This is a genomic window from Staphylococcus chromogenes (assembly GCF_029024625.1).
Taxonomy (GTDB): Bacteria; Bacillota; Bacilli; order Staphylococcales; family Staphylococcaceae; genus Staphylococcus; species Staphylococcus chromogenes.
The window spans coordinates 1,822,962-1,845,244 of sequence record NZ_CP118953.1 but is presented as its reverse complement, the minus strand read 5'-3'; the positions used below and the strand labels follow the sequence as shown (position 1 = coordinate 1,845,244).

Annotated in this window: 22 protein-coding genes, 1 pseudogene and 1 riboswitch; of the genes and pseudogenes, 15 read left to right on the top strand and 8 right to left on the bottom strand. The window is 33.3% G+C overall.

Going from position 1 to position 22,283, the window contains the following annotated elements:
• Nucleotides 1–62: 62 nt before the first annotated feature.
• Together PYW36_RS08990 and PYW36_RS08985 are read left to right on the top strand one after the other, a co-directional pair.
• On the top strand, nucleotides 63–1,973 hold the full coding sequence (locus PYW36_RS08990; RefSeq protein WP_037572398.1) for a heavy metal translocating P-type ATPase: 1,911 nt from the start codon (nucleotides 63–65) through the stop codon (nucleotides 1,971–1,973).
• Nucleotides 1,974–1,995: 22 nt separating this feature from the next.
• On the top strand, nucleotides 1,996–2,211 hold the full coding sequence (locus PYW36_RS08985; RefSeq protein ID WP_103158937.1) for a heavy-metal-associated domain-containing protein: 216 nt from the start codon (nucleotides 1,996–1,998) through the stop codon (nucleotides 2,209–2,211).
• Nucleotides 2,212–2,336: 125 nt separating this feature from the next.
• Here PYW36_RS08985 and PYW36_RS08980 read toward each other — a convergent pair whose 3' ends face one another.
• From PYW36_RS08980 to PYW36_RS08965, 4 genes are all read right to left on the bottom strand, one after another.
• Nucleotides 2,337–3,809 (bottom strand): MFS transporter, encoded by a 1,473-nt coding sequence (locus PYW36_RS08980; protein WP_037572395.1) that lies wholly within the window; start codon nucleotides 3,807–3,809, stop codon nucleotides 2,337–2,339.
• 97 nt (nucleotides 3,810–3,906) lie between these two features.
• The gene (locus PYW36_RS08975) at nucleotides 3,907–4,278 is read right to left on the bottom strand and encodes a DUF1722 domain-containing protein (RefSeq protein ID WP_037572392.1); all 372 of its coding nucleotides are present in this window, start codon (nucleotides 4,276–4,278) and stop codon (nucleotides 3,907–3,909) included.
• Between the two features lie 8 nt (nucleotides 4,279–4,286).
• Nucleotides 4,287–4,790, bottom strand: coding sequence for a GNAT family N-acetyltransferase (locus PYW36_RS08970; RefSeq protein WP_037572390.1), 504 nt, complete (start codon nucleotides 4,788–4,790; stop codon nucleotides 4,287–4,289).
• A gap of 437 nt (nucleotides 4,791–5,227) precedes the next feature.
• Nucleotides 5,228–5,539: a hypothetical protein gene (locus tag PYW36_RS08965; protein ID WP_103158938.1), complete on the bottom strand. Its 312-nt coding sequence runs from the start codon at nucleotides 5,537–5,539 to the stop codon at nucleotides 5,228–5,230.
• Between the two features lie 915 nt (nucleotides 5,540–6,454).
• Between PYW36_RS08965 and PYW36_RS08960 the strand changes: the two genes are divergently transcribed.
• On the top strand, nucleotides 6,455–7,384 hold the full coding sequence (locus PYW36_RS08960; protein ID WP_107367941.1) for an NAD-dependent epimerase/dehydratase family protein: 930 nt from the start codon (nucleotides 6,455–6,457) through the stop codon (nucleotides 7,382–7,384).
• A 17-nt stretch (nucleotides 7,385–7,401) separates the two neighbouring features.
• On the top strand, nucleotides 7,402–9,909 hold the full coding sequence (locus PYW36_RS08955) for a glycosyltransferase (RefSeq protein ID WP_103159645.1): 2,508 nt from the start codon (nucleotides 7,402–7,404) through the stop codon (nucleotides 9,907–9,909).
• Between the two features lie 382 nt (nucleotides 9,910–10,291).
• Here PYW36_RS08955 and PYW36_RS08945 read toward each other — a convergent pair.
• A pseudogene (locus tag PYW36_RS08945) lies at nucleotides 10,292–11,589 on the bottom strand (ISL3 family transposase).
• A gap of 234 nt (nucleotides 11,590–11,823) precedes the next feature.
• Complete coding sequence (locus PYW36_RS08940) at nucleotides 11,824–12,243, bottom strand: organic hydroperoxide resistance protein (RefSeq protein WP_037572388.1); 420 nt, start codon at nucleotides 12,241–12,243, stop codon at nucleotides 11,824–11,826.
• A 126-nt stretch (nucleotides 12,244–12,369) separates the two neighbouring features.
• Between PYW36_RS08940 and aroD the strand changes: the two genes are divergently transcribed.
• Together aroD and PYW36_RS08930 are read left to right on the top strand one after the other, a co-directional pair.
• Nucleotides 12,370–13,113, top strand: a complete 744-nt coding sequence (gene aroD, locus PYW36_RS08935; RefSeq protein WP_103158887.1) for a type I 3-dehydroquinate dehydratase — start codon at nucleotides 12,370–12,372, stop codon at nucleotides 13,111–13,113.
• A 33-nt stretch (nucleotides 13,114–13,146) separates the two neighbouring features.
• Nucleotides 13,147–13,692, top strand: a complete 546-nt coding sequence (locus PYW36_RS08930) for a nitroreductase family protein (RefSeq protein WP_037572384.1) — start codon at nucleotides 13,147–13,149, stop codon at nucleotides 13,690–13,692.
• A gap of 86 nt (nucleotides 13,693–13,778) precedes the next feature.
• Here the strand turns inward: PYW36_RS08930 and PYW36_RS08925 are convergent, their stop codons facing one another.
• A complete protein-coding gene (locus PYW36_RS08925) occupies nucleotides 13,779–14,099 on the bottom strand; it encodes a thioredoxin family protein (RefSeq protein WP_037572383.1) in 321 nt (106 codons plus the stop codon).
• A 169-nt stretch (nucleotides 14,100–14,268) separates the two neighbouring features.
• Between PYW36_RS08925 and PYW36_RS08920 the strand changes: the two genes are divergently transcribed.
• The 7 genes from PYW36_RS08920 (at nucleotide 14,269) to PYW36_RS08890 (ending at nucleotide 18,645) form a co-directional block, all read left to right on the top strand.
• On the top strand, nucleotides 14,269–14,622 hold the full coding sequence (locus PYW36_RS08920) for an arsenate reductase family protein (RefSeq protein ID WP_103158888.1): 354 nt from the start codon (nucleotides 14,269–14,271) through the stop codon (nucleotides 14,620–14,622).
• 70 nt (nucleotides 14,623–14,692) lie between these two features.
• A complete protein-coding gene (gene gcvH, locus PYW36_RS08915) occupies nucleotides 14,693–15,073 on the top strand; it encodes a glycine cleavage system protein GcvH (protein ID WP_037572381.1) in 381 nt (126 codons plus the stop codon).
• A gap of 82 nt (nucleotides 15,074–15,155) precedes the next feature.
• Nucleotides 15,156–15,551, top strand: a complete 396-nt coding sequence (locus PYW36_RS08910) for a toprim domain-containing protein (RefSeq protein WP_037572380.1) — start codon at nucleotides 15,156–15,158, stop codon at nucleotides 15,549–15,551.
• A complete protein-coding gene (locus PYW36_RS08905; RefSeq protein WP_037572379.1) occupies nucleotides 15,517–15,837 on the top strand; it encodes a thioredoxin family protein in 321 nt (106 codons plus the stop codon). Before PYW36_RS08910 ends, PYW36_RS08905 begins: the two co-directional genes overlap by 35 nt.
• Nucleotides 15,838–15,876: 39 nt before the next feature.
• Nucleotides 15,877–15,983, top strand: a riboswitch (SAM riboswitch).
• A 90-nt stretch (nucleotides 15,984–16,073) separates the two neighbouring features.
• Complete coding sequence (locus tag PYW36_RS08900) at nucleotides 16,074–17,102, top strand: methionine ABC transporter ATP-binding protein (RefSeq protein WP_037572377.1); 1,029 nt, start codon at nucleotides 16,074–16,076, stop codon at nucleotides 17,100–17,102.
• Nucleotides 17,095–17,790, top strand: a complete 696-nt coding sequence (locus PYW36_RS08895; RefSeq protein ID WP_037572375.1) for a methionine ABC transporter permease — start codon at nucleotides 17,095–17,097, stop codon at nucleotides 17,788–17,790. Before PYW36_RS08900 ends, PYW36_RS08895 begins: the two co-directional genes overlap by 8 nt.
• Nucleotides 17,791–17,814: 24 nt before the next feature.
• On the top strand, nucleotides 17,815–18,645 hold the full coding sequence (locus tag PYW36_RS08890) for a MetQ/NlpA family ABC transporter substrate-binding protein (RefSeq protein ID WP_037572373.1): 831 nt from the start codon (nucleotides 17,815–17,817) through the stop codon (nucleotides 18,643–18,645).
• A gap of 294 nt (nucleotides 18,646–18,939) precedes the next feature.
• On the opposite strand, the gene popT is transcribed toward PYW36_RS08890, so the two are convergent.
• A complete protein-coding gene (gene popT / locus PYW36_RS08885) occupies nucleotides 18,940–19,791 on the bottom strand; it encodes a polyprenyl-phosphate transporter PopT (protein ID WP_037572371.1) in 852 nt (283 codons plus the stop codon).
• A gap of 303 nt (nucleotides 19,792–20,094) precedes the next feature.
• Between popT and sufC the strand changes: the two genes are divergently transcribed.
• Both sufC and sufD read left to right on the top strand, forming a co-directional pair.
• Nucleotides 20,095–20,865 carry a Fe-S cluster assembly ATPase SufC gene (sufC, locus tag PYW36_RS08880; RefSeq protein ID WP_037572369.1) on the top strand — a complete coding sequence of 257 codons (771 nt, stop codon included), beginning with the start codon at nucleotides 20,095–20,097 and terminating at the stop codon, nucleotides 20,863–20,865.
• Nucleotides 20,866–20,886: 21 nt separating this feature from the next.
• The gene (gene sufD / locus PYW36_RS08875; RefSeq protein WP_103158889.1) at nucleotides 20,887–22,194 is read left to right on the top strand and encodes a Fe-S cluster assembly protein SufD; all 1,308 of its coding nucleotides are present in this window, start codon (nucleotides 20,887–20,889) and stop codon (nucleotides 22,192–22,194) included.
• Nucleotides 22,195–22,283: the final 89 nt, after the last annotated feature.

Genomic DNA, 22,283 nt, shown 5'->3' with positions numbered 1-22,283 from the left:
TCAATCAATCTCTTATCATAATAGATGAAAAGACACACACTATTATGAAAGGAGATTTTTTTATGAAACGGTTTATCTATCAACACGTGAACTTTATTACAGGGATGACATTTCTATTTTTAGTTACTGGATTCATATTTAAATGGCTATCAATGACTAATTTAAGTCAAATTTTTCTTATCATCTCGACATTGATAGCCATGGTACCAATTACCTTGAAAGCATATCAGTCTGTGAGGGCGAAAATTTTTTCTATCGAGCTATTAGTAACGATTGCTGTGATAGGGGCATTATGGATTCAAGAATATACGGAATCTTCTATTGTGACATTTTTATTTTTGTTTGGAAGTTATCTAGAAGCCAGAACTTTAAAAATAACAAGGAAGTCTATTAGTGATTTAGTCGACGCAGCACCTAAAGAAGCAATACGAATAAAAGAGAATGGTGAAACAGAAAAGATCGATGTCGATGATGTAGAAGTCGGTAATCGTATTGTTGTGCGTTCAGGAAGTACGATTCCTGTAGATGGACGTATAGTAAAAGGGAATGCCAATATTATTGAATCTTCAATCACTGGAGAATCAGTTCCAGTTTCTAAGTCAGTCGATGAAAAAGTGTATAGCAGTACCAACGTTGATACGGGATATTTAGAAATTATTGCAGAAAAAGTCGCTGAGGACACCACATTTTCCAAAATTATTGAATTGGTGGAAGAAGCTCAGGATAAAAAATCACCTGCAGAAAAGTTTCTAGATCGTTTTTCTAAATGGTACACGCCAAGTATCGCGCTCATCTCGTTTTTAGTTTGGCTGATTTCTCGTGATCTCCACTTAGCGATAACCTTTTTAGTGATTGCATGTCCAGGGGCCTTAGTCATTGGGGCACCTGTAGCAAATGTAGCCGGTATTGGAAATGGCGCAAAAAATGGCGTCATAATTAAAGGAGGAGATGTAATAGATACCTTTTCCAAAGTCAATACTTTAGTCTTTGATAAAACAGGAACACTTACTAAAGGGCACCCAGAAGTGACAACGTTTGAATTTGATACGGCTGAATTTGATGAGAATGAAATATTGAGCAAAGTTGCACAATTAGAAAAAATGTCAGAACATCATTTGGGGCGTGCAATTGTTGACTATGCCGAATCGAAAACGGTACTACCCTATAAAGAAGTGCGCTTAATGGAGACAGTAAAAGGACAAGGGCTCATTGGTAAGGTCCAAAACAATGAAGTCATCATTGGAAATCGAAAGATAATGAATAAGCAAAATATTTTCATGTCAGATACAATTCTTGACCGTATAAGTTTACAAGAGTCAACGGGGAACACGGTCGTATTGATTGCTATCGATCAAAAATTTATAGGCTATATCGCGATTGCTGATAAGGTGAGATCTGATGCATTACACTCTTTAAATCAAATGCGTCAAAGTGGTGTGAAAGAAATAATAATGCTGACAGGAGATAACGTGCGAACAGCAGAAGCCGTAAGCACACAGCTAAAATTGGATGGTTATAAAGCAGAACTTTTACCTGAAGACAAAGTGAACATGATTCAATTATTACGGTCCCAAGGAAAAATTGTAGCGATGGCAGGTGATGGTATCAATGATGCGCCAGCAATTGCAACAGCACATATCGGTTTAGCAATGGGCAAAGGTGGAACGGATATTTCCATGGAGACAGCTGATCTTGTGCTCATGAATGATGCATTATCTCAATATGCACATGCCTTTGATTTATCTAAAAAAACGATGTCCATTTTAAAACAAAATATCGCCATTGCACTAATGACAGTCGTTCTGTTACTTATCGGTATATTACTTGGAGGCGTGAACTTAGCGATTGGTATGTTTGCGCATGAAGTGAGCGTCCTAATTGTAATTCTCAATGCGATGCGATTAATTCGCTTTCGCCCACATCATCCACAATATAAAGAAACTTATAGAAACACAGCCCAAGCCGTTGTTTAAATTTATAGAGGAGGCACTTATTATGAAACAAATTACATTACAACTAGAAACTTTAACTTGTCCATCTTGCATTGCATCTATTGAAGGTTTGTTAAATAGAACGAAAGGCGTCTACGATTCAAAAGTATTATTCAATTCGAGTAAAGCTAAAATGTCGATAGATGAAGAAATACTAACTTCTAAAGCTGTTAAAAATAAAATTGAAAATTTAGGATACAAAGTGCTTAAAATTAAGTGAGTATAAGATCTAAGCAATTTCGTTAAAAATACAAAACAAGAGCCGTTACAGTTCAAAAAATGAAATACTGTAACGGCTTTTTAAATTTCGAAGTTTGGTTAAAACATTTATATAGAAAAAACGTGCTACTTGCGTTTGGCGACAATACGACGACTTTTACCAAAGAAAAATTGAGAGAGTGAAGAGATGAGTAAAATAGTACTTAAAATAATCATGACGAAAAAGAGCTGATTTGTCGCATCCATGAACACATCATGAATATGCTTTAAAATAATCGCCTTGTTCTCGATGTTATTGTATTGGACGTCGTTTATACCTTTTTGAATTTTATGTTTCATATAGACGGCAATAATGGGTACGAGAATGGCAGCAAAATAATTACGTATTGAATGCATCGTCAACGATCGGTGGGAAGCGCGAGATAAATCACCGTCCAACAACGTCGACATGGCACCACTAACGAGTACCATACTTGCTCCAAATCCAATAATCATCCCTTGAAAATACAATAAGTTGATGATGAGTTCACTTTGCATAATATACCAGTGAATGCTGACATAAAGTAATGCAATAGAGCCGATTGTGCCTAATACACCAGGTCCCCAAGCGCTATAGAATATCATTTTTAACACACCTGTGATTATGACACCTATGAAAAAGTAAATATAAAAGAGTATGATTTGGCTTGGTGATAAATGAATTACTTGTAATAAATAAAAGTTAATGGCTGCAATCCCAATGAGTAAGGTTAAATGAGAAACGATAGCCATGACAGATCCTAATAAAGGCTTAGGTGAAAGTAATGTCGAAAAGTGGACGATTGGGTTATTACTGCGCTCATTTGTAATTAAAAATAGAGCAAATAATATGAATGTTAAAAAGTACCATGGCCACACTTGCAGAGAATCAACTGGGTATTGTGTCATAAGACATAATGGTAAAAGCAAGAAAATAGAAGAAAGGGCTAAAAAGAAAACAACGGAATGGTCTTCTTTTATAGTACTATGGTTGGGTTCTTCTCTTTCGAAATACAACCATCCTGCGAGTAAACAAATCACTGCAGAAATCATATTGACAGGATATACCCATTGCCATTGGTCATAAAATAAAGTAATACTCCCAGTCAAGCCGCCTAATGCATTCGCACCAAAAAGACCTACAATGATCATGAATAAAAAAACGTTTTTAAATCGCTTCGGAAATACATGAAACGTTTTAGGAAGCATTGTAAAAAATAAAACCCCTGTACTAAAACCTTGAATTACTTTTGAAATAGATAACGAAACAATCCCGAATGATAAAAATCCTATGATAGAACCGATTAAAAATATGAAAGAAAAGAGCATGAAGTTTTTTCGGAAGCCAAATTTATGAACGAGTAAATGACCGAGTGGAACACCAAATGCAAAAGCAAAGTTACCCATAATTGCTGGGATAATCAATAAATCAGAATGGATTCCTAAAGCATAATGATATAACCCCTGATTTAAACTGTAAGCTAAATTTAAATAGAATTGAGAGCCAATTCCAATAATCGTAAGAAAGGACATAATCGCAATTTCGAACATGCGAGCCCTTTTAGACCAAAATATTTTCATAACATGCACCCTTAATGATTAATTTACAAAGAGACATTATACCATGTTTTTAAACAAAAAGGCATAGTAAAGATGCTATATTAAAATAATATAAAGGTTATAAATCCATGATTGCGCTATGTAATAAATAGGGGTTTTGGTATTTGCGTGTCAAATTCTGAATAAATATAAGACAAGTTTGATGAGAGACATGATGATGGTGGAGTTGCTCTATATATGATAAATATGATTTCATTTCCTCGTCCGTGGCTACGTTTTTAAAATAGCCCCATAAATGTTGAAATGTATTCACAAATGCAGAATGACGAATGGGAGTTTGCAATATATCATGTATGCGCTGTTCTATTGTTAGATAATCAGCACCTTGTTTTATCAATTCTTTTATTTCAATATAGTAGCGATAGTCATGCATCATCACATGATATTTTTCGTATCGCCATAAATGTTGAATGCGGGTTATTTCTTTCATAACGCCTCCTATTTGATGTAATAAATCAGCCAGTGCTCATCAATATATTTGTTGTCGAGTTTACGGGCGTTTGTTTCTATTGCTAAAAATTCAAAGCCCAAGCGATCACAAAAGATTTTTGCTGCTATATTATTTGATGCAACAGCTAAAATGAGTTGTTCGATACGATGTTTTTTAGCATATTGTATTAAATATTCCATGAGCTGATGTGCTAAATTTTTTCCTCGCGCTTTTGGAGTAACGTATAAACCTTGAATTGTTGCTTTATGACTTTTAGAAGTATACAGAGAAAAGTTGAGTTGAACAAATCCTACGAGATCCTGATTTTCAAAAGCACCGAAAAAAACTTGAATGTGATGATGATCAGGGTGGAGCAGTTGCGCAATGTTTTGTTCAGTATAATCTGAACGTTCATTAATTTCATGTACAAAAGCAATAGGATGAAGTTGAAATGCTTCACAAGTAAGTTGATAAAATGCTTTTGCATGACTATCATTTAAAACTTGAATCATGAGCATCCTCCTATATGTAATCGGTTTATTATCTCAATCATATAAAAGGATAAACATGAATGCAATGATATATTTGAATATTCGGACGAATTACACTTGATATAATTTTAAAAAGAATTTATTGTTGTTGCAACATATAAAACATACTAAGATTAGCGGTTAAGAATTTTATGACGATAGAATTCTTCACCGCTATTTTGTAGTGGGTGGAGAGTAGTAGAACGTTGTCCGTCATTGTAAGGATAGACGCTTGGATGGTTTATGGGATTTCTAGTTTAATGCATATTAGGTTAGAGCGTCTACACTGTTGACGGTATCCCACTTTGTTCTGGAGTGTTCTCGACTAGTCCTATTGCAGCGTTTTTTAATTCGTCATTGTCTCTAGAGTTACAACATAAAACCAACTTTGTAGCTGCAATTTAAAAGTTATGTTAGCTTTAAATTAAGTTCGTATCTCTTTTTACTTCAGCTTCTAGGATATATCCTTTATTCACTACTTCGTTACCTTTATTCATATAAGAAATATCCCCAATATATTCGTATAACTTAAAGTTTTCAACGGCCTTATTGTAATAATCATATATTTGCGTTAATTTATCTTGTATTTCGGAATCTCCTTTTGTTTCTACAGGGAGATTTTTAATATAATTATCTATTCCTTTTATTGACCCTCTCAGACTTTCTGCTAAGGCTTTTTTCTCCAGATCATTAAAAACTTTCCCACTAATTCTTGAAATCTTAGCAACCAATTCATAATAGTATATTGAGCTCTATTCTCAAAAAAGAACGATAGTTTCTTGGTTTCAACTTCTGATGTTATGCTTGCATTAGGATTGTCATTTTCTCCGTGACTACTAACTACTACTATTTAAAGAATAGTTGATCATTACTAGTCCTAAACATAATAACCCTATAACATATGATTTCATCATTAATAAAGTACCATTTTCATAAGCCTTATGCTTAAAAGAATTATCGCAAAATGTGTTTGTATATTTATAAGTTCTAAAAGGTTTGACCTAATATTCTGTTGAAAAGTTGATTTTATAGAATAATTGTATCGTGAAATAGCGTTCTCTATGACTATAAATTTTTTATTAGAAGAGAACTCTATTCATACTGATATTATAGATTCAGAAATTATATTTGATATAGATACACTAAATTATGAGGATTACAAACTTATTTTATTATAGGAGAAAAAGGTAAAAAGCCTGGACAGATGCCAGAACCTGATAAATATTTAGAAGATATGTATAGGTCGTTTTAGTTAAAACAGTAAATTCAAAAGTTAATCTTATTAAAATATTTTTGGCTAAGTAGAGTCGAATGTAATTAGTATCTGACATATTTATTCAGAAGCAATCAGATAATATATTGAATTATCACCCTAACGGTGATTAATTTTAAAGTGAGACCTCATTTTATGTATGTATTCGTGCATATATTTTTTTGGGGACATTTAAACGGATGATGAAATTGCTAATAGGTTGCTGGATTACTGTTTATTGTCAATTTACTTCTACAATGGGGGCGGACGATGTCGACTTTATTTAGCGTATTTGAAGTTCCAGCGTTTAACACTATAGATTAATAAATTACTACATGGTATAGTTAAAACTAAGTTACTTAAACTTTTCTTAATTTTAGAAGGAAGTGTAAATATGAAAGTCTTAATTACAGGTGGAGCTGGATTTATAGGTTCACATGTGGCGGAACATTTTTTTGAAAATCAATATGATGTTTATATAGTAGATAATTTAAGTACAGGGTATCGCAAAAATATTCCCTTTATAGATGATAATCATTTCTTCAATATAGATATTACAGATTATAAAAAAATAAATGATATACTAATGCTTCATAACTTTGATATTATTGTTCATTTAGCAGCAATGGTAAGTGTTGTCGAAACTATTAAAAAGCCAATAGAATCTAATAGCGTAAATGTAGACGCTGTTTTAAATATTTTGAATACATGTAAACAAAATAAGAACTTAAAGAAATTTGTATTTGCTTCTTCAGCTGCAGTATATGGAAATGAACAAACTCTACCCAAGTCTTCTGAAAGTAGAATACAGCCAGAGTCTCCTTATGCCATCCAAAAGTATAGTGGTGAACAGTATGTAAAAGTATACAATAATCTATACGACCTACCTACTACAGCTTTAAGATTCTTTAATGTTTATGGACCGAAACAAGATCCAAAATCACAGTATTCAGGTGTTCTGTCAATCATAAAAAATGCTTACGAAAATGATTTAATTTTTAATTTTTACGGTGATGGTTCACAAACAAGAGACTTTATATATGTTAAAGATGTTGTTCATGCTATAGATATAGTGGTGAATAATACTAAATGTAATGGTGGTATTTATAATGTTGGGACTGGTATACCAACTGACTTAATCACAGTATTTAATACTTTTGGGAAAATCTTTAACAAGACTATTAATACAAAGTACTATGATTTTAGAAAAGGGGATGTTAAATATTCATATGCAGACATTTCAAAATTAAATAAATTAGGATTTAAACCTCAGTACGATATTTTAAGAGGTTTAAATGAATATATAGAATATAATAAAAGCTAAAGATGGAGAGAGTAATATTGAACATAAGAAAGAAAATAAGCAATCAAACCAAAAGAAAAACTAAGTTTGTACTGGCACCATTTAGAGCTAACTTAAAAAGTAAATATACAAAGAAAGTATCTAAATACGTACATATGTATAAAAAGTATGGTGTTCTTTCTAATCATATTTTGTATCAATCACGTGACGGAAAAAGTGTATCAGATAGTCCATACGCTATATTTCTACACTTAACTCAAAATAAAGAATACAAAAACTTTAAACATATTTGGGTCGCTAGTAGTCAAGAACAAAAAAAAGAATTTGAAAAAATACTAAGAAAGTACAAAAATGTTAGTGTCATCATTAAAGAAAGCGATGACTACTTACAAGCGCTAAGCTCTGTAAAATATTTAATAAATAATTCCACATTTCCAAGCTATTTTTCTAAAAAACCATCTCAAATCTATATTAACACTTGGCATGGAACGCCCTTAAAATTTATGGGATTAGATGTAGAGGATAATTTAGTCGGATCACAGAATGTAATTAAAAACTTTTTAAGTTCTGATTATATTATTTCTCCTAACGCCCATACAACTGATGTATTTAATAGGGCATTTAAGTTAGAAAACATATATAACGGAAAGTTTCTCGAAATAGGCTATCCAAGAATTGATTTAACCATTAATGCTAATCAAAAACAAGTTGTAAAATCACTTAAGAAAAAAGGCATAAAAATCAATAAATCAAAAACATTATTATATGCTCCCACATGGCGTGGTAAAGATGTAAATAATTCACTAGACAATATTGAGATGATATTTGAAACTGTTAAAGTGATTGAAAAAAATACAGATTTCCAAGTATTGTTGAAAGTACATCCTTTTGATTATGCAAGAGCAGTAAAAGACAACCGATTAAAACCTTACTTAGTTCCAGATAACTTTGATACAAATGAACTATTAGCTATTACAAATCTCTTAGTAACAGATTACTCAAGCATATTCTTTGATTTCTTAGTGACAGATAATCCGATTATCTTTTATTCTCCTGATTTTGACGAATATTCAACTGAAAGAGGTTTTTATATACAGCCTGAAAAATTGCCTGGTCCATCAGCACACGATGCCGATGAATTATGTAAGGAAATAAGCAATATTGATAGCCAATTTGCTTTGTATAAAGATAAATACAATAAATTTAAAAAACTGTATACACCACATGATAACGGAGAAGTAACCACCAATTTTGTTGATTTAGTATTTAATAATCGTAACGTTAAGAAACCAAATAAAAATAAAGAAACAATACTTATGTACCCGGGCGGTATGAAAAATAATGGGATTACTACATCAGCAATTAACTTATTAGATAATATAAACTACGATAAATATGATGTAACTATTCTATTAAATAATACTAAGAATAAAGAAATCCTAAGTAACTTAAGTAAAGTAAACAAAAATGTACGGATTATATTACGAAAAGGGCCTTTTTTAACAGATATTGTAGATTATTATAAAAATACCTTTGTCAAAAATAGAGGTTTATACACGTTCATTGAAAAGTCGCTGTATCCTCGAGAGGCATTCAAAAGAGAATTCAATAAAATATTTGGAGTTTCAAAATTTGACCATGTTATTGATTTTAGTGGATACTCAATGTTTTGGCCAAACATATTACTAGGTACTGAGTCTAAGAAAAAGTTGATATACCTACATAGTGATATTAAAAGTGATATGGAAAGAAAAGTAAAAGGACGCCGGCCTCATTATTTAAATTTAAAAGGCGTTATCACTTTATACGACTACTTTGATCATATTGTGAGTGTTTCAGAGGAAACAAAAAAAATAAATGTCAAAAATTTCTCTAAACCAGCTACTATCAATAAGTTCACTTCTGCTATGAATACAATAAATCTAAATAAAATATATCACCTAATGAACGATACGAATGACATTTTCATCAATAATAATAATAAAGTTCTTGTTTCTTCATTAAACAACGATATTCAAACTATACCTTTTGCAGATGAAGATTATAAAATCGTATCTATGGGGCGTTTATCTCCTGAAAAAGGGTTTGATATATTAATAGACAGCTTTAAAGAAGTTGTTGAACAACGACCTTCTGCTAAATTATACATTTTAGGTGAAGGACCATTAAGAGCTACTCTCACTAAGCAAATCAACAATTTAAATTTAGAAGATAATGTCTTTTTAGTAGGTCAAAAAAGCAATCCATTCAATATAATGAAAAACTGTGATTTGTTTGTTTTAACTTCTCATTACGAAGGACAATCAATGGTTTTATTAGAAGCTCTTACATTAAACCTAAATGTCTTAGCTTCAAATATACCTGCGAACAGGTATGTCTTAAATAACGGAGAATATGGCATGCTTGTTGATAATGATATAGAAAATGTAACCGAAGGAATACTGAAATTTATAGATCGACAAACACCGGAATACCAAAAGTTTGACCCAAATGCGCACAATGATACAGCTATGAAAGAGTTTTATAAATTGTTAAAAACAAATTAAACCTTGGTTTGATTGAGAGTTATCTATAGAAATTTGAAGTCCTATAAAAACAAATGGGGGTTTTTATCTTATGAAAAAGGTCGCTTTTATATTATTACTTATATTAGGGTACTATGCTATTGATAAATATAGCAAATACACTCAACAGTTATTGGATATTGAAATAGAATTCAACGAAAAGGACGAAAATAATCTAGATTTAAATCAACTGTATCAAGATTACGATGTAAAAATAGATAGAGCAATAAACTATCTTTACTTCTAAAAATATTATATATTCTTATTATCCGTTTATTAATAAGTTGAAAATACTTGACTAATCGTAGGAGGAGGGCTGGGATAACGGCTCTTTGTCAACGCCGGTTGGTGAAGATTAAACGTGCTAAGTGGCAAGTTTTTGTTGCTTAGTACGTTTTTTATATTCACTCACATATAACCTCGAAATGATTAATATCCTATTTCTAAAGTTATTAAAATTTCTATAACCATAAGCGACACGCTTGATAAGTTTAATTTTGTTGTTAATCCCTTCAATTGGACCGTTGGTCAAATGAGGATTTTGAACCGTATTTGCAATATAAGGTAAATAATTAATTAATGTGCTAATGACACGTTTAAGGCCTTTTGAAATACCCAAGTTCTTCGAACGATGTAACACGTGTTGTAGTTGTTTAATGTTATTAGATTTTAGCGCTTCAAAATATGATGTCCGACTTCATAAGTTAACTTGAGTACTTCGTCGAATGCTAATAAGAACTGCACTAAGCTATATTGACTATGCCAGGTATCAAAAAGTCTGAACGCGTGATAATGTACACTGTCTAAATCCATGGGTGACTTTAACAATAGCTTCCAATGCCGTTTTAATTTATTATACTTGGTCTTATCTTGAGTCCTAAAATTATTCATGGTTTTAACTCGGCAGCGATTAATTTCACGATTAACGGATTGAACGATATGAAAACGGTCTAAGATAATTTCAGCTTGAGGAAACAGTGATTGAATTAGCGACACGTAAGGAGGATACATATCAATAGAGACGCTTTTAACTTTTTTACGTTCCTTTCTAGAGAATCTTAAAAAGTATTCTTCCAACTTAAACTTGCGTCGATCAGGTAAGATGTCAATAATGTCATGAGTAAGACTATCGCAGTACATAAAGCTCATAGAGCTGTCAACATCATTGGTTGATTTAAATTCATCAAAAGACATATGTTGAGGTAATACATCACTCGGTTGTGTTTTTACTGTTTCACCTAGTCTTTTCAAATAACGATGAACTGTTGAAGGTGAAATTGAAATACTATGTGCTATATCTTTTTCAGATACAACACTGGAGAGCTTTTGGCTGACCATGAGTTTTACATCATTAGAAATTGTACAACGAGGATTAATATATGGCGTTGTCGCTGTAAAGGTTTGACCACAGGCCTTACAATAGAAGCGTTGCTTTTTCAAGATTACAAAAGTGGGTCTTTCAAGAATAAGGCCCATATAAACTCGAGTACTACGGAAGCCATTTTTAATAACTATATGTTGCTCATTCTTGATGTCACAACACTCACAACCTTTAGGTTGATACGTTAAAGTTCCTTTATAGAATAATGACTGAACGTTTTTAAAGCTTTTAATACCTAAGCATTGAGTGATTTTTAAGTTTGGGACTTTCATTCCGATCATTTCTGATATATCATTAAATACAGGCACGAATATCTCTCCTTAATTTGTTTGTTTAGCCACTTTCAATTATAGAGATATTTGTGCTATTTATGTATTTAAAACCAAAATAACGGCTAGTGAACAACTCACCAACCGTTAAAAGTATAGAACCTAAAATTCTTCACTGCCAATCTTAGTATGTTTTTTCTTAGAAGCTAAAACCTTATGTCCTAGCCCCGTAATCTTATATCTCAATTATGAAATGACTTCTACTTTTAAATTCACATCAATATTGCCTCTTGTTGCTTTAGAATAAGGACAAAATTCATGTGCTTCTTTGAGGTTTTGCTCAGCTTCCTCTTGCGTCATATTTTTAACTTTTCCTAAAATATCGACTTCTAATTTTGGACTTTCTACATCAGGATCATCAACGAGTCTGACAGTTAAGTCGACAACGGGTTCTGCATTTCTATGTCCATTGCGTTTTAATATTAAGTCAAAAGCACCATTAAAACAAGAAGCGTAACCTGCAGCAAAGAGTTGTTCAGGATTAGTTGCTTGACCATCCGCTTTATCTGGAGGTGTTATTTTTAAATCTAACGTTTGATCATCAGTGTTTACATGACCATTTCTTCCACCAGTATTTGTCGCAGTTGTTTCATAAATTGTTGACATTGCAATTCCTCCTTTATGATACATTACATTGTTTACCCAGTTCATTATTTCTCAATCATCCCTTTAAAATTTAAAAGAGATACGCTATATTTAGCGTAATTGAAATCAAAAAAGTAGGTGGAGTTTATGAAAACCCGAATCGTAGGAAGTCTCATGCCAAATGATGTCACGTTAACTTTATCTGAAGTTGAAAATGTCATAAATCAACAAGATTTCTTCGATATTTTAGAAATCAGAATTGACGCAATTAAAGATCTTACTATAGAAACAATAGAAAAAATGATTGAACAATTGCTACAAAAAGGATTCCGAAAAGAAGTGCTCATCACTTTTCGAACGGAGTCGCAAGGTGGGGCACATTCTATTGAAGAGGCGGCTTATCAAAATTTATTACAATCCATTGCTGGTATAAAGCATGTTGATTATATAGATGTGGAATGGGAACAAGAAACGTCACGTTCAGAATTAGTACAATCCATTCAATCCCAAGGCGTAGAGGTCATTATTTCGTATCATAATTTTCAAGAAACGCCTAAAATAGAAGTTTTAAAGAAAACATACTATCACATGTCTCAATGGGGAGGCACACATTTGAAAATTGCTGTTATGCCTCAGTCGAAACAAGATGTGTTAACACTATTACAAGCGGTCTCTGAAGCGAGTGAAGCTTTATCGCATTGGGTCACAGGCATTTCTATGTCAAGTTTAGGGGTGATTTCTAGAACAGCACAGGCTACTTTTGGAGGAGCTTTGACATATGGGTCACTAAGTGAAAGTGTAGCGCCAGGGCAATTAGATGTTAAAACGCTCAAAAATGTGATGGCATTGTATCAGCCATTTGAAAATCACACCCACCTCCCTTATAATTGATAATGGTTATCAATGAAAAAGGGGAAGATGAGGATGGAACTTCAACACGCAATTAAATATCGGAGAAGTATTAAAAAATTTGATAGAGATATGCATATCGATGAAGACGCGGTAAGAGAAGCTGTTGTTGAAGCGGCAAATGCGCCAAATCATGGTATGCGCGAGCCATGGCGTGTCGTGTATGTTCCTAAACATAAATTAGGAGAGATGAGTAAAGAAGTAACACGCTATGCCTTTCCAAGGGAACCTGAAAAACAAAAGAGTCATTATGATGCAGTCACGAATTTAGGAGGTTTTCTTGCGATTATTATGACGTGCGATGCAAGACAACGTGAAGAAAATGAAAATTACTTAGCGGTTGGGGCATATGCACAAAATTTATTATTGCTATTATATGAGAAAGGTATTGGGACATGTTGGAAAACCCCAACATATATTTTTAATCCTAAAGTGAGAAACGTATTTGGCGTACTTCCAGACGAAAGATTGATTGGTTTTGTTTATTTAACCGATCTTGAAGATAATTCAGGAAAAGAAGCTAGACGTAAAAATAGAGGCGTTTATACAGAATATATTTAAGAGATTAAAACAGCCATCAAAATTTATCTGAGGGTAAATTTTGATGGCTTTCTATTTTCAGGTGGACATATATCCACCTCTTATTATTAACCTAAACTTTCAGCTAAAAACGATTCTACTTGTTCTGGAGATTTTGCATTTGCTGAATGTAAATGATGTAATTTTTCGCCGTTTTTAAAAATGAGAATACTTGGGATACCCATAACTTCATTTTCTACAGCGGCTTCTTCGACTTCATCACGGTTGACAACGTACCAATCATATTGATTGTATTTTTCAACAATAGGATCTATCCACATATCCATCGCCTTACAATCTGGGCACCAACCCGCTTCGAATTTAACAATGACAGTTTGATCTCCGTTAATAATCTTTTTGAATGTTTCCATGTCTTGAATTTTTTGCATGTGTAGTTCCTCCGTTACTCTTATTTATAGAGTTCATTATAGCGGATTTCATAAAATGCGTCATACTTTCCGTCTGTCAAAATAACAAAAAAATAATACTAGTATAAAAATTAGTCTAATTTAACAAATTTTGTTATATTTGATGTAAGTCAAGCAAGGAGGTAATGAAATGATTAAGTTTTATCAGTATCAGAACTGTACTACATGTAAAAAAGCCTCTAAATTTTTAACGGAGCATGGTGTGAGTTTTGAACCGATTGACATTGTTCAATTAACGCCTACAAAAGAAGAATTTAGAGATATCGTGGATCGCACAGGAATCGAAATTAAAAAATTGTTCAATACTCACGGTGCAAAATACCGTGAACTTAATCTCAAAGATAAATTGAGCACATTATCTGACGAAGAAAAATTAGAACTTTTAGCTTCAGATGGGATGTTGGTCAAAAGACCTTTAGCGATATTAGGCGATAAAATCACAGTTGGATTTAATGAACAAACTTATCGTGAAACATGGTTATGATAAAAATAGTTGATTGATAATAAGCAATGTGTCATGATTATCTTGTAAACAATTATAGGAGGGGATTCAAGTGGCAGTGCCAAGTGAATTAAAATATTCAAAAGAACATGAATGGGTAAAAGTTGAAGGAAATATTGCAACAATCGGTATTACTGACTTCGCTCAAAATGAGTTAGGGGATATCGTATTCGTTGAACTTCCAGAAGTAGATGACGAAGTTTCAGAAGGTGAAACTTTCGGTAGCGTTGAGTCTGTTAAAACAGTTTCAGAATTATACTCACCTGTGTCTGGTAAAATTACTGAAATTAACGAAGATCTTGAAGATGAACCAGAAGCAGTTAATGAATCACCATACGAAAAAGCATGGATGGTTAAAGTTGAGTTAAGTGATGAAAGTGAAATTGACGCTTTAATGGATGCAAACGGCTATCAAGAAATGATCGGCGAATAATAGATACGAAACTCCTAGATAATCTTTGGACTATCTTGGAGTTTTTTTGTACTGAATAATATCTTTTTAGAAGGTGAAAACCATGGCGATGATTAGCAAAGTCATTATTGTGGAAGGTAAATCTGATAAAAAAAGAGTTAAAGAGGTGTTATTAGAACCTGTCGAAATAATTTGTACACATGGGACGATGGGGATTGAAAAGTTAGATAATATGATTGAATCCTTATATGGAAAACAAGTCTATATCCTCACAGATGCCGACACAGAAGGAAGAAAAATCCGTAAATGGTTTCACAAATATTTAAGTGAGAGCAATGATATTTTCATTGATTCAACTTATAGTGAAGTGGCACGATGCCCACGAGATTACCTCTCAAATGTACTCGGACGTCACGGTTTTGACGTAAAAAAAGATTTCTATGTAAAAGGAAAGTATTCTTATCATGAATGTTTCAGAGCAATCGAACAATATATCTAAAAAAGATAAACAAGAACATCCGATTCATTTAATTTTCGGATATACGCCTATGTGCGGAACGTGTAAGATATCAGAACGCATGTTAGATATTGCAAACGAAGTAACACATCTCCCTTTGGAAAAGCGAGATTTGAACTTTTATCCTGAATTTAGCAAAGAATTTGAGATCCAATCTGTGCCCATATTGTTAATTATGAAAGGTGAACAAGAATTGGAACGAATTTATGCTTTTCAATCGGTCACATTTTTATTGGAAAGAATAAAAAAAGCCATTGACGAAAATTGAGGATAATGGTAAGATTTAAACAATTCAATATTCAGAAAACTCTTATCCGGAGTGGTGGAGGGATGTGCCCTATGAAGCCCGGCAACCGTCTATATTTAGAAATGGTGCCAATTCACATAAAGTATTTATACTTTTGAAGATGAGAGAAATGCATCGGTATCTTTGCTTTCTCTTATTTTGTAAGAGAAAGCTTTTTTTTCTGATCGTTGGAATGGCAACACATAAGGGGGAACACTATGATTGAGCTTAAAAACATCGTCAAACAGTATAAGAGCAAATCTAAATCAGTAACGGCTGTTGACCATGTCGATTTAAATATTAGTGCTGGAACTATTTTTGGCATTATTGGTTTTTCTGGTGCAGGTAAGAGTACTTTAGTCCGTTTGTTTAATTATCTAGAAACACCAACATCAGGTGATGTCATTATTGGTGGTGAAAATATCGGCCAATTAAGCAAACAAGCTTTAAGACATAAAAGACAAAAAGTAAGTATGATTTTCCAGCATTTTAATTTATTGTGGTCACGTACGGTATTAGATAATATTTTATTTCCACTAGAAATAGCGGGCGTACCTAAAAAAGAGGCAAAACAAAAGGCGATTGAATTAATTGAACGTGTCGGTTTAAAAGGCCGCGAAAAAGCCTATCCTTCTGAACTATCTGGAGGACAAAAACAACGGGTAGGTATCGCACGAGCGTTAGCTAATGATCCAGAGGTATTGTTATGTGATGAGGCGACAAGTGCCCTTGACCCTCAAACGACAGATGAAATTCTAGATTTATTATTACAACTAAAAAAAGAACAAAAGTTAACAATCGTGATTATCACCCATGAAATGCATGTGATTCGACGTATATGTGATGAAGTGGCAGTCATGGAAAATGGGCGTGTCATCGAACAAGGTAAAGTTTCAGAAGTTTTTGAAAATCCAAAACATTCGGTAACTAAGCGGTTTGTGCAAGAAGATTTGAAACCTGAAGCTGAATACGAAGATATTTCTGGACTCGTTGAACTCGAACCTTTTGACAGATTAGTCAGACTTAACTTTTCAGGTAAAACGACGACGCAACCTATTATTTCTTACCTCGCAAAAGAACATCAAATTGACGTCAATATATTAGAAGCGAACATCAAACATTCTAAGTCTGGAACGATTGGTTTTATTGTAATTCATATTCCTCATCTTTCAAACGAGGCATTTCATCGATTAGAAACAGACTTGAATGAGAAACATATTGAAGTTGAGGTGATCAGTCATGGGTAAAAGTTTCAGCGAAATATTACAAGAAATGATAACGATGCCCAATGTGAGTTGGCCTGAGGTTTGGGAAGCTACATATGAAACGCTCTATATGACAGTCATTTCTACATTATTTTCATTTATATTTGGTTTGATTATTGGAGTGATTTTATTTCTCACTTCTAAAAGTAAATCTAAAGTTGGACGTGTTTTTTATAGTATTGTGTCTTTCTTTGTAAACTTATTTAGAGCAATTCCTTTTATCATTTTAATCTTATTGCTTATTCCGTTTACAAGTTTAATTCTAGGAACAATCAGTGGTCCGACGGGGGCGTTACCTGCCTTAATTATTGGCGCATCGCCATTTTATGGAAGACTTGTTGAGATTGCCTTAAAAGAAATAGATAAAGGGGTCATCGAAGCTGCATGGTCTATGGGCGCAACAACTTGGACAGTCATTAGAAAGGTTTTAATTCCTGAATCGTTACCTGCCTTAATTTCAGGTATTACCGTTACAGCGATTGCTTTAGTAGGATCTACAGCCATTGCTGGGGTCATTGGAGCAGGCGGATTAGGAAATTTAGCTTATTTAACAGGTTTTACACGAAATCAAAATGATGTCATTTTGATTTCCACAATTTTAATTTTAGTTATCGTCTTCGTTATTCAATTATTGGGAGATTGGGCAACGAATAAAATAGATAAACGATAAATTTATTTTAAGGAGAATGGTCAAATGAAAAGATTTATATCAATTGCTTTAGTTTTAGTGCTTACTGTTGTATTAGCTGCATGTGGTAACAACGACTCAAAAAGTAGTGACAATAAAGACGACAAAAAGATTGTCGTAGGGGCATCTCCAGCACCTCATGCTGAAATTTTAGAAGAAGCGAAACCTTTATTGAAAAAAGAAGGTTATGATTTAGAAATTAAAACAATTAACGATTACACAACACCTAATAAATTATTAGATGCTGGAGAATTGGATGCTAACTTTTTCCAACATACTCCATATTTAGATACTGAGAAAAAAGAAAAAGGCTATAAAGTTGAATCAGCTGGTAATGTCCACTTAGAACCAATGGCTGTTTATTCTCAAAAACATAAAAGTTTAAAAGACTTACCAAAAGGGGCAGAAATTTTCGTTTCTAATAACCCAGCAGAACAAGGTCGTTTCTTGAAGTTTTTCGTAGATGAAGGTTTAATTAAAATTAAAAAAGGCGTTAAAATCCAAGACGCTACTTTTAAAGACATTGAAGAAAACAAAAAAGATTTAAAATTCAATAATAAGCAAGCCGCAGAATTTCTTCCAAAAACATATCAAAACAATGAAGGGGACGCAGTGATTATCAACTCTAACTTTGCGATTGAACAAAAATTAAATCCACAAAAAGATTCAATTGCTGTTGAAAAAGCTGATAATAACCCATATGCAAACTTAATTGCTGTACAAGAAGGTCATAAAAACGATGAAAAAATCAAAGCGTTAATGAAAGTATTACGTTCAGATGATATTAAAAAATTCATCAATGACAAATACGATGGTGCTGTTACTCCAGCTGAATAATATTTTGGAGTGAGACTCATCATAGTGAGTACCTTAAATTAAAACATTATCAAAATTTATTGATGCTATACTTTTAACGGTTAGTGAGCACATCACTGACCGTTATTTTTTAATGAGTTCAATGCGCACGATATAGAGATAGCGTCCGCCTATAATTCAATAGCCCTCAACATTTACCGTCAGATAAATGTTGAGGGCTATTTTAATACGATTTAAATCTCTAAGAATAAGGCGATAAGTGAGCGCTAAAACTTCTTAATAAATCATCCGTTATTTAAAGAGGTTTTATTACGCTTATTGTTCATCAGTATAATGTCCGAGTACATAACTGATAGCAAAGCCTAAAATTAACGTGATAAGGGAAACGACCCAAGTTATCCCTGATTGAGGTAATCCTGGAAAAACAGAGAATAAAGATCCGATAACAAGTCCAAGAATGGCTGCGTATGTTAAATAGGTGTAATTCGTGAGCAAATACTGGATGATTTTACTCGCGACGATAAATCCGACGGCTATACCCGCGCCAACTAACAAAATCACAGGCAGTGCTTGAAAATGAAATCTTACCACTTCTGAAATCGCGTATGTGACGGTACTGTAAACACCTAGCAATAATAAAATGAAAGAACCTGAAATACCTGGAAGTAACATTGCGCTAGAAGCGAGTATACCTGCCACAAAATATTTGATGAGCATTGGGGCTGAAAGGTCAATATTAGACGGTGCAGCGTGAGAAGTATCCCCTTTTAACATCGCCATCGCAAGTAGTAATAAAATAAAAATGAAAACAATAATCCAATGGATGGCTTTAAATGTACGTTTATAATGTGAGATTCTCAATAAGAAAGGGATGACCCCAATAATTAATCCTGTAAAGAAAAACATCGTTGGTACTTGATGATGTGCTAGCAAATAGTTGATAAGGCTACTCAATATACCAATCGCTAATCCCATACCGATGACAATGGGCAATAAAAATAAAATACTGCGTTTAAAGTTTTTTGAAAACACACCGCTGACTGAAGAAATAAATTCATCGTAAATTCCTAATAATAAGGCGATGGTGCCCCCGCTTACACCTGGAATTAAATCACTTACACCCATGGCAAAGCCTCGAGGGATGTTAGAAAACTTAAATTGCGACATAGAGCTATGTTCCTTTCTAATTAAATTAAAGGTACTGAAATGTCATATTACAATAACGGAGCACTTTAAGCAATCAAATATCCATAGTGATTGAGAACATCCCGTATTATATTATCAATAACTTTTCTAAAATCTATGTAAAATCGATTTAAAATTGAACATCATTTTTCAACCCGTAATGTTTTATAATTCCCGTCATTTTCGTTATAATTAGCATTTAGAAACATATGAAATACTTTTGACGTTACATTAAAATTATTATAAACTGGTATATGGAATCTAACATTTTTGGAGGGAATAGTAATGCCATCAACATTAGAAATTAAAGACTTACATGTGTCTATTGACGATAAAGAGATTTTAAAAGGTGTTAACTTAACAATTAATACAGGTGAAATCCATGCCATTATGGGACCTAACGGTACGGGTAAATCTACACTTTCATCAGCAATTATGGGCCATCCTTCATATGAGGTAACACAAGGTGAAGTGTTATTAGATGGTGAAAACATTTTAGAAATGGAAGTTGATGAACGCGCTAAAGCAGGTCTGTTTTTAGCAATGCAATATCCATCTGAGATTACAGGTGTGACAAATGCGGACTTTATGCGTTCAGCTATCAATTCTCAACGCGAAGAAGGTCAAGAGATTAATTTGATGCAATTCATCAAAAAATTAGATAAACAAATGGATTTCTTAGATATGGACAAAGATATGGCTCAACGTTATTTAAACGAAGGGTTTTCTGGCGGTGAGAAAAAACGTAACGAAATCTTACAATTGATGATGCTTCAACCTAAATTTGCGATTTTAGATGAAATTGACTCAGGTTTAGATATTGATGCCTTAAAAGTTGTTTCTAAAGGAATTAATGAAATGCGCGGAGAAGATTTTGGTTCATTAATCATTACGCACTATCAACGTTTATTAAATTATATTACGCCGGATCATGTTCACGTAATGTACAACGGTATTGTTGTAAAATCTGGCGGAGCAGAATTAGCGAAACGTTTAGAAGAAGAAGGTTACGAGTGGGTTAAAGAAGAATACGATTCAGTAACTGCGAACCAATAATCATCATAGGAGGAAATAAGTATGACGACTGAAACATTAAATATTTCTGAAGCTCAACTTGTTGATTATTCCAAAGCGCATCGTGAACCTTCTTGGATGACAGAACTAAGAAAAGACGCGTTAAAACAAGCAGAATCTTTAGAAATGCCAAAACCAGATAAAACAAAAATTGATAAATGGGACTTTGATTCGTTCAAACAGCATGAAACGACAGGTTCTGTTTTTGAAAGCTTACATGATCTACCAAAAGAAATTGACCGTATTATTAATGTAGAAGCGAGTGAAAACTTAATTATTCAACATAATAATACTTTAGCTTTTTCTAAAGTGAACGAAAAAGCACAGCAAGATGGCGTTATTATTGAACATATTAGTGAAGCACTTCAAAATCATAGCAATCTTGTTGAAAAATATTATATGAAAGACGCAGTAACAGTAGATGAACATCGATTAACGGCGTTAAATACTGCTTTAATGAATGGTGGAGTTTTCGTCTATGTGCCACGTAATGTGGTTGTTGACCACCCAATTCAATATGTTGTATTACATGATGATGAAAAGGCAAGCTTTTTCAACCACGTTATATTAGTGACTGAGGAAAGTGCTGAAGTCACTTATGTGGAAAACTATTTATCAACTACATCAGCGGAAGGTTGCCAGTTAAACATTATTTCCGAAGTTATTGCGGGTGCCAATTCTAAAATTACTTACGGATCAGTAGACTTTTTAGATCAAGGATTTACAGGTCATATTATCCGTCGTGGTGTTACAGCTCAAGATGCGACAATCAATTGGTCGCTTGGCTTAATGAATGAAGGTAATCAAATTATTGATAATACGACGAACTTAATTGGAGATCGTTCAACGTCTGATTTGAAATCTGTCGTAGTTGGACGCGGTGATCAAACGATTAATTTAACGTCTCGCATTGTTCAATATGGTAAAGAAACAGATGGACATATTTTAAAACATGGTGTTATGAAAGAAAATGCCTCTTCTATTTTCAATGGTATCGGTCATATTAAACATGGCGGTTCAGGTTCTGCGGCTAACCAAGAATCTCGTGTGTTAATGTTATCAGAACATGCACGTGGGGACGCGAACCCTATCTTATTAATCGATGAAGATGACGTAGAAGCAGGTCATGCGGCATCAGTAGGCCGAGTTGACCCAGAGCAACTTTACTATCTTATGAGTCGTGGTATTTCACAACACGAAGCGGAACGTCTAGTTATTCATGGCTTTTTAGATCCTGTCGTTCGTGAACTCCCTATTGAAGATGTACAACGTCAATTACGTGAAGTGATTGAACTTAAAGTGGGTAAATAAGCGATTTTCATCGGAAATCCTCATGACAAATGGGGCATATCTTTCATCATTTAGAAGAGGAAGCATAGATTTTAATTAGAGAACGTAAC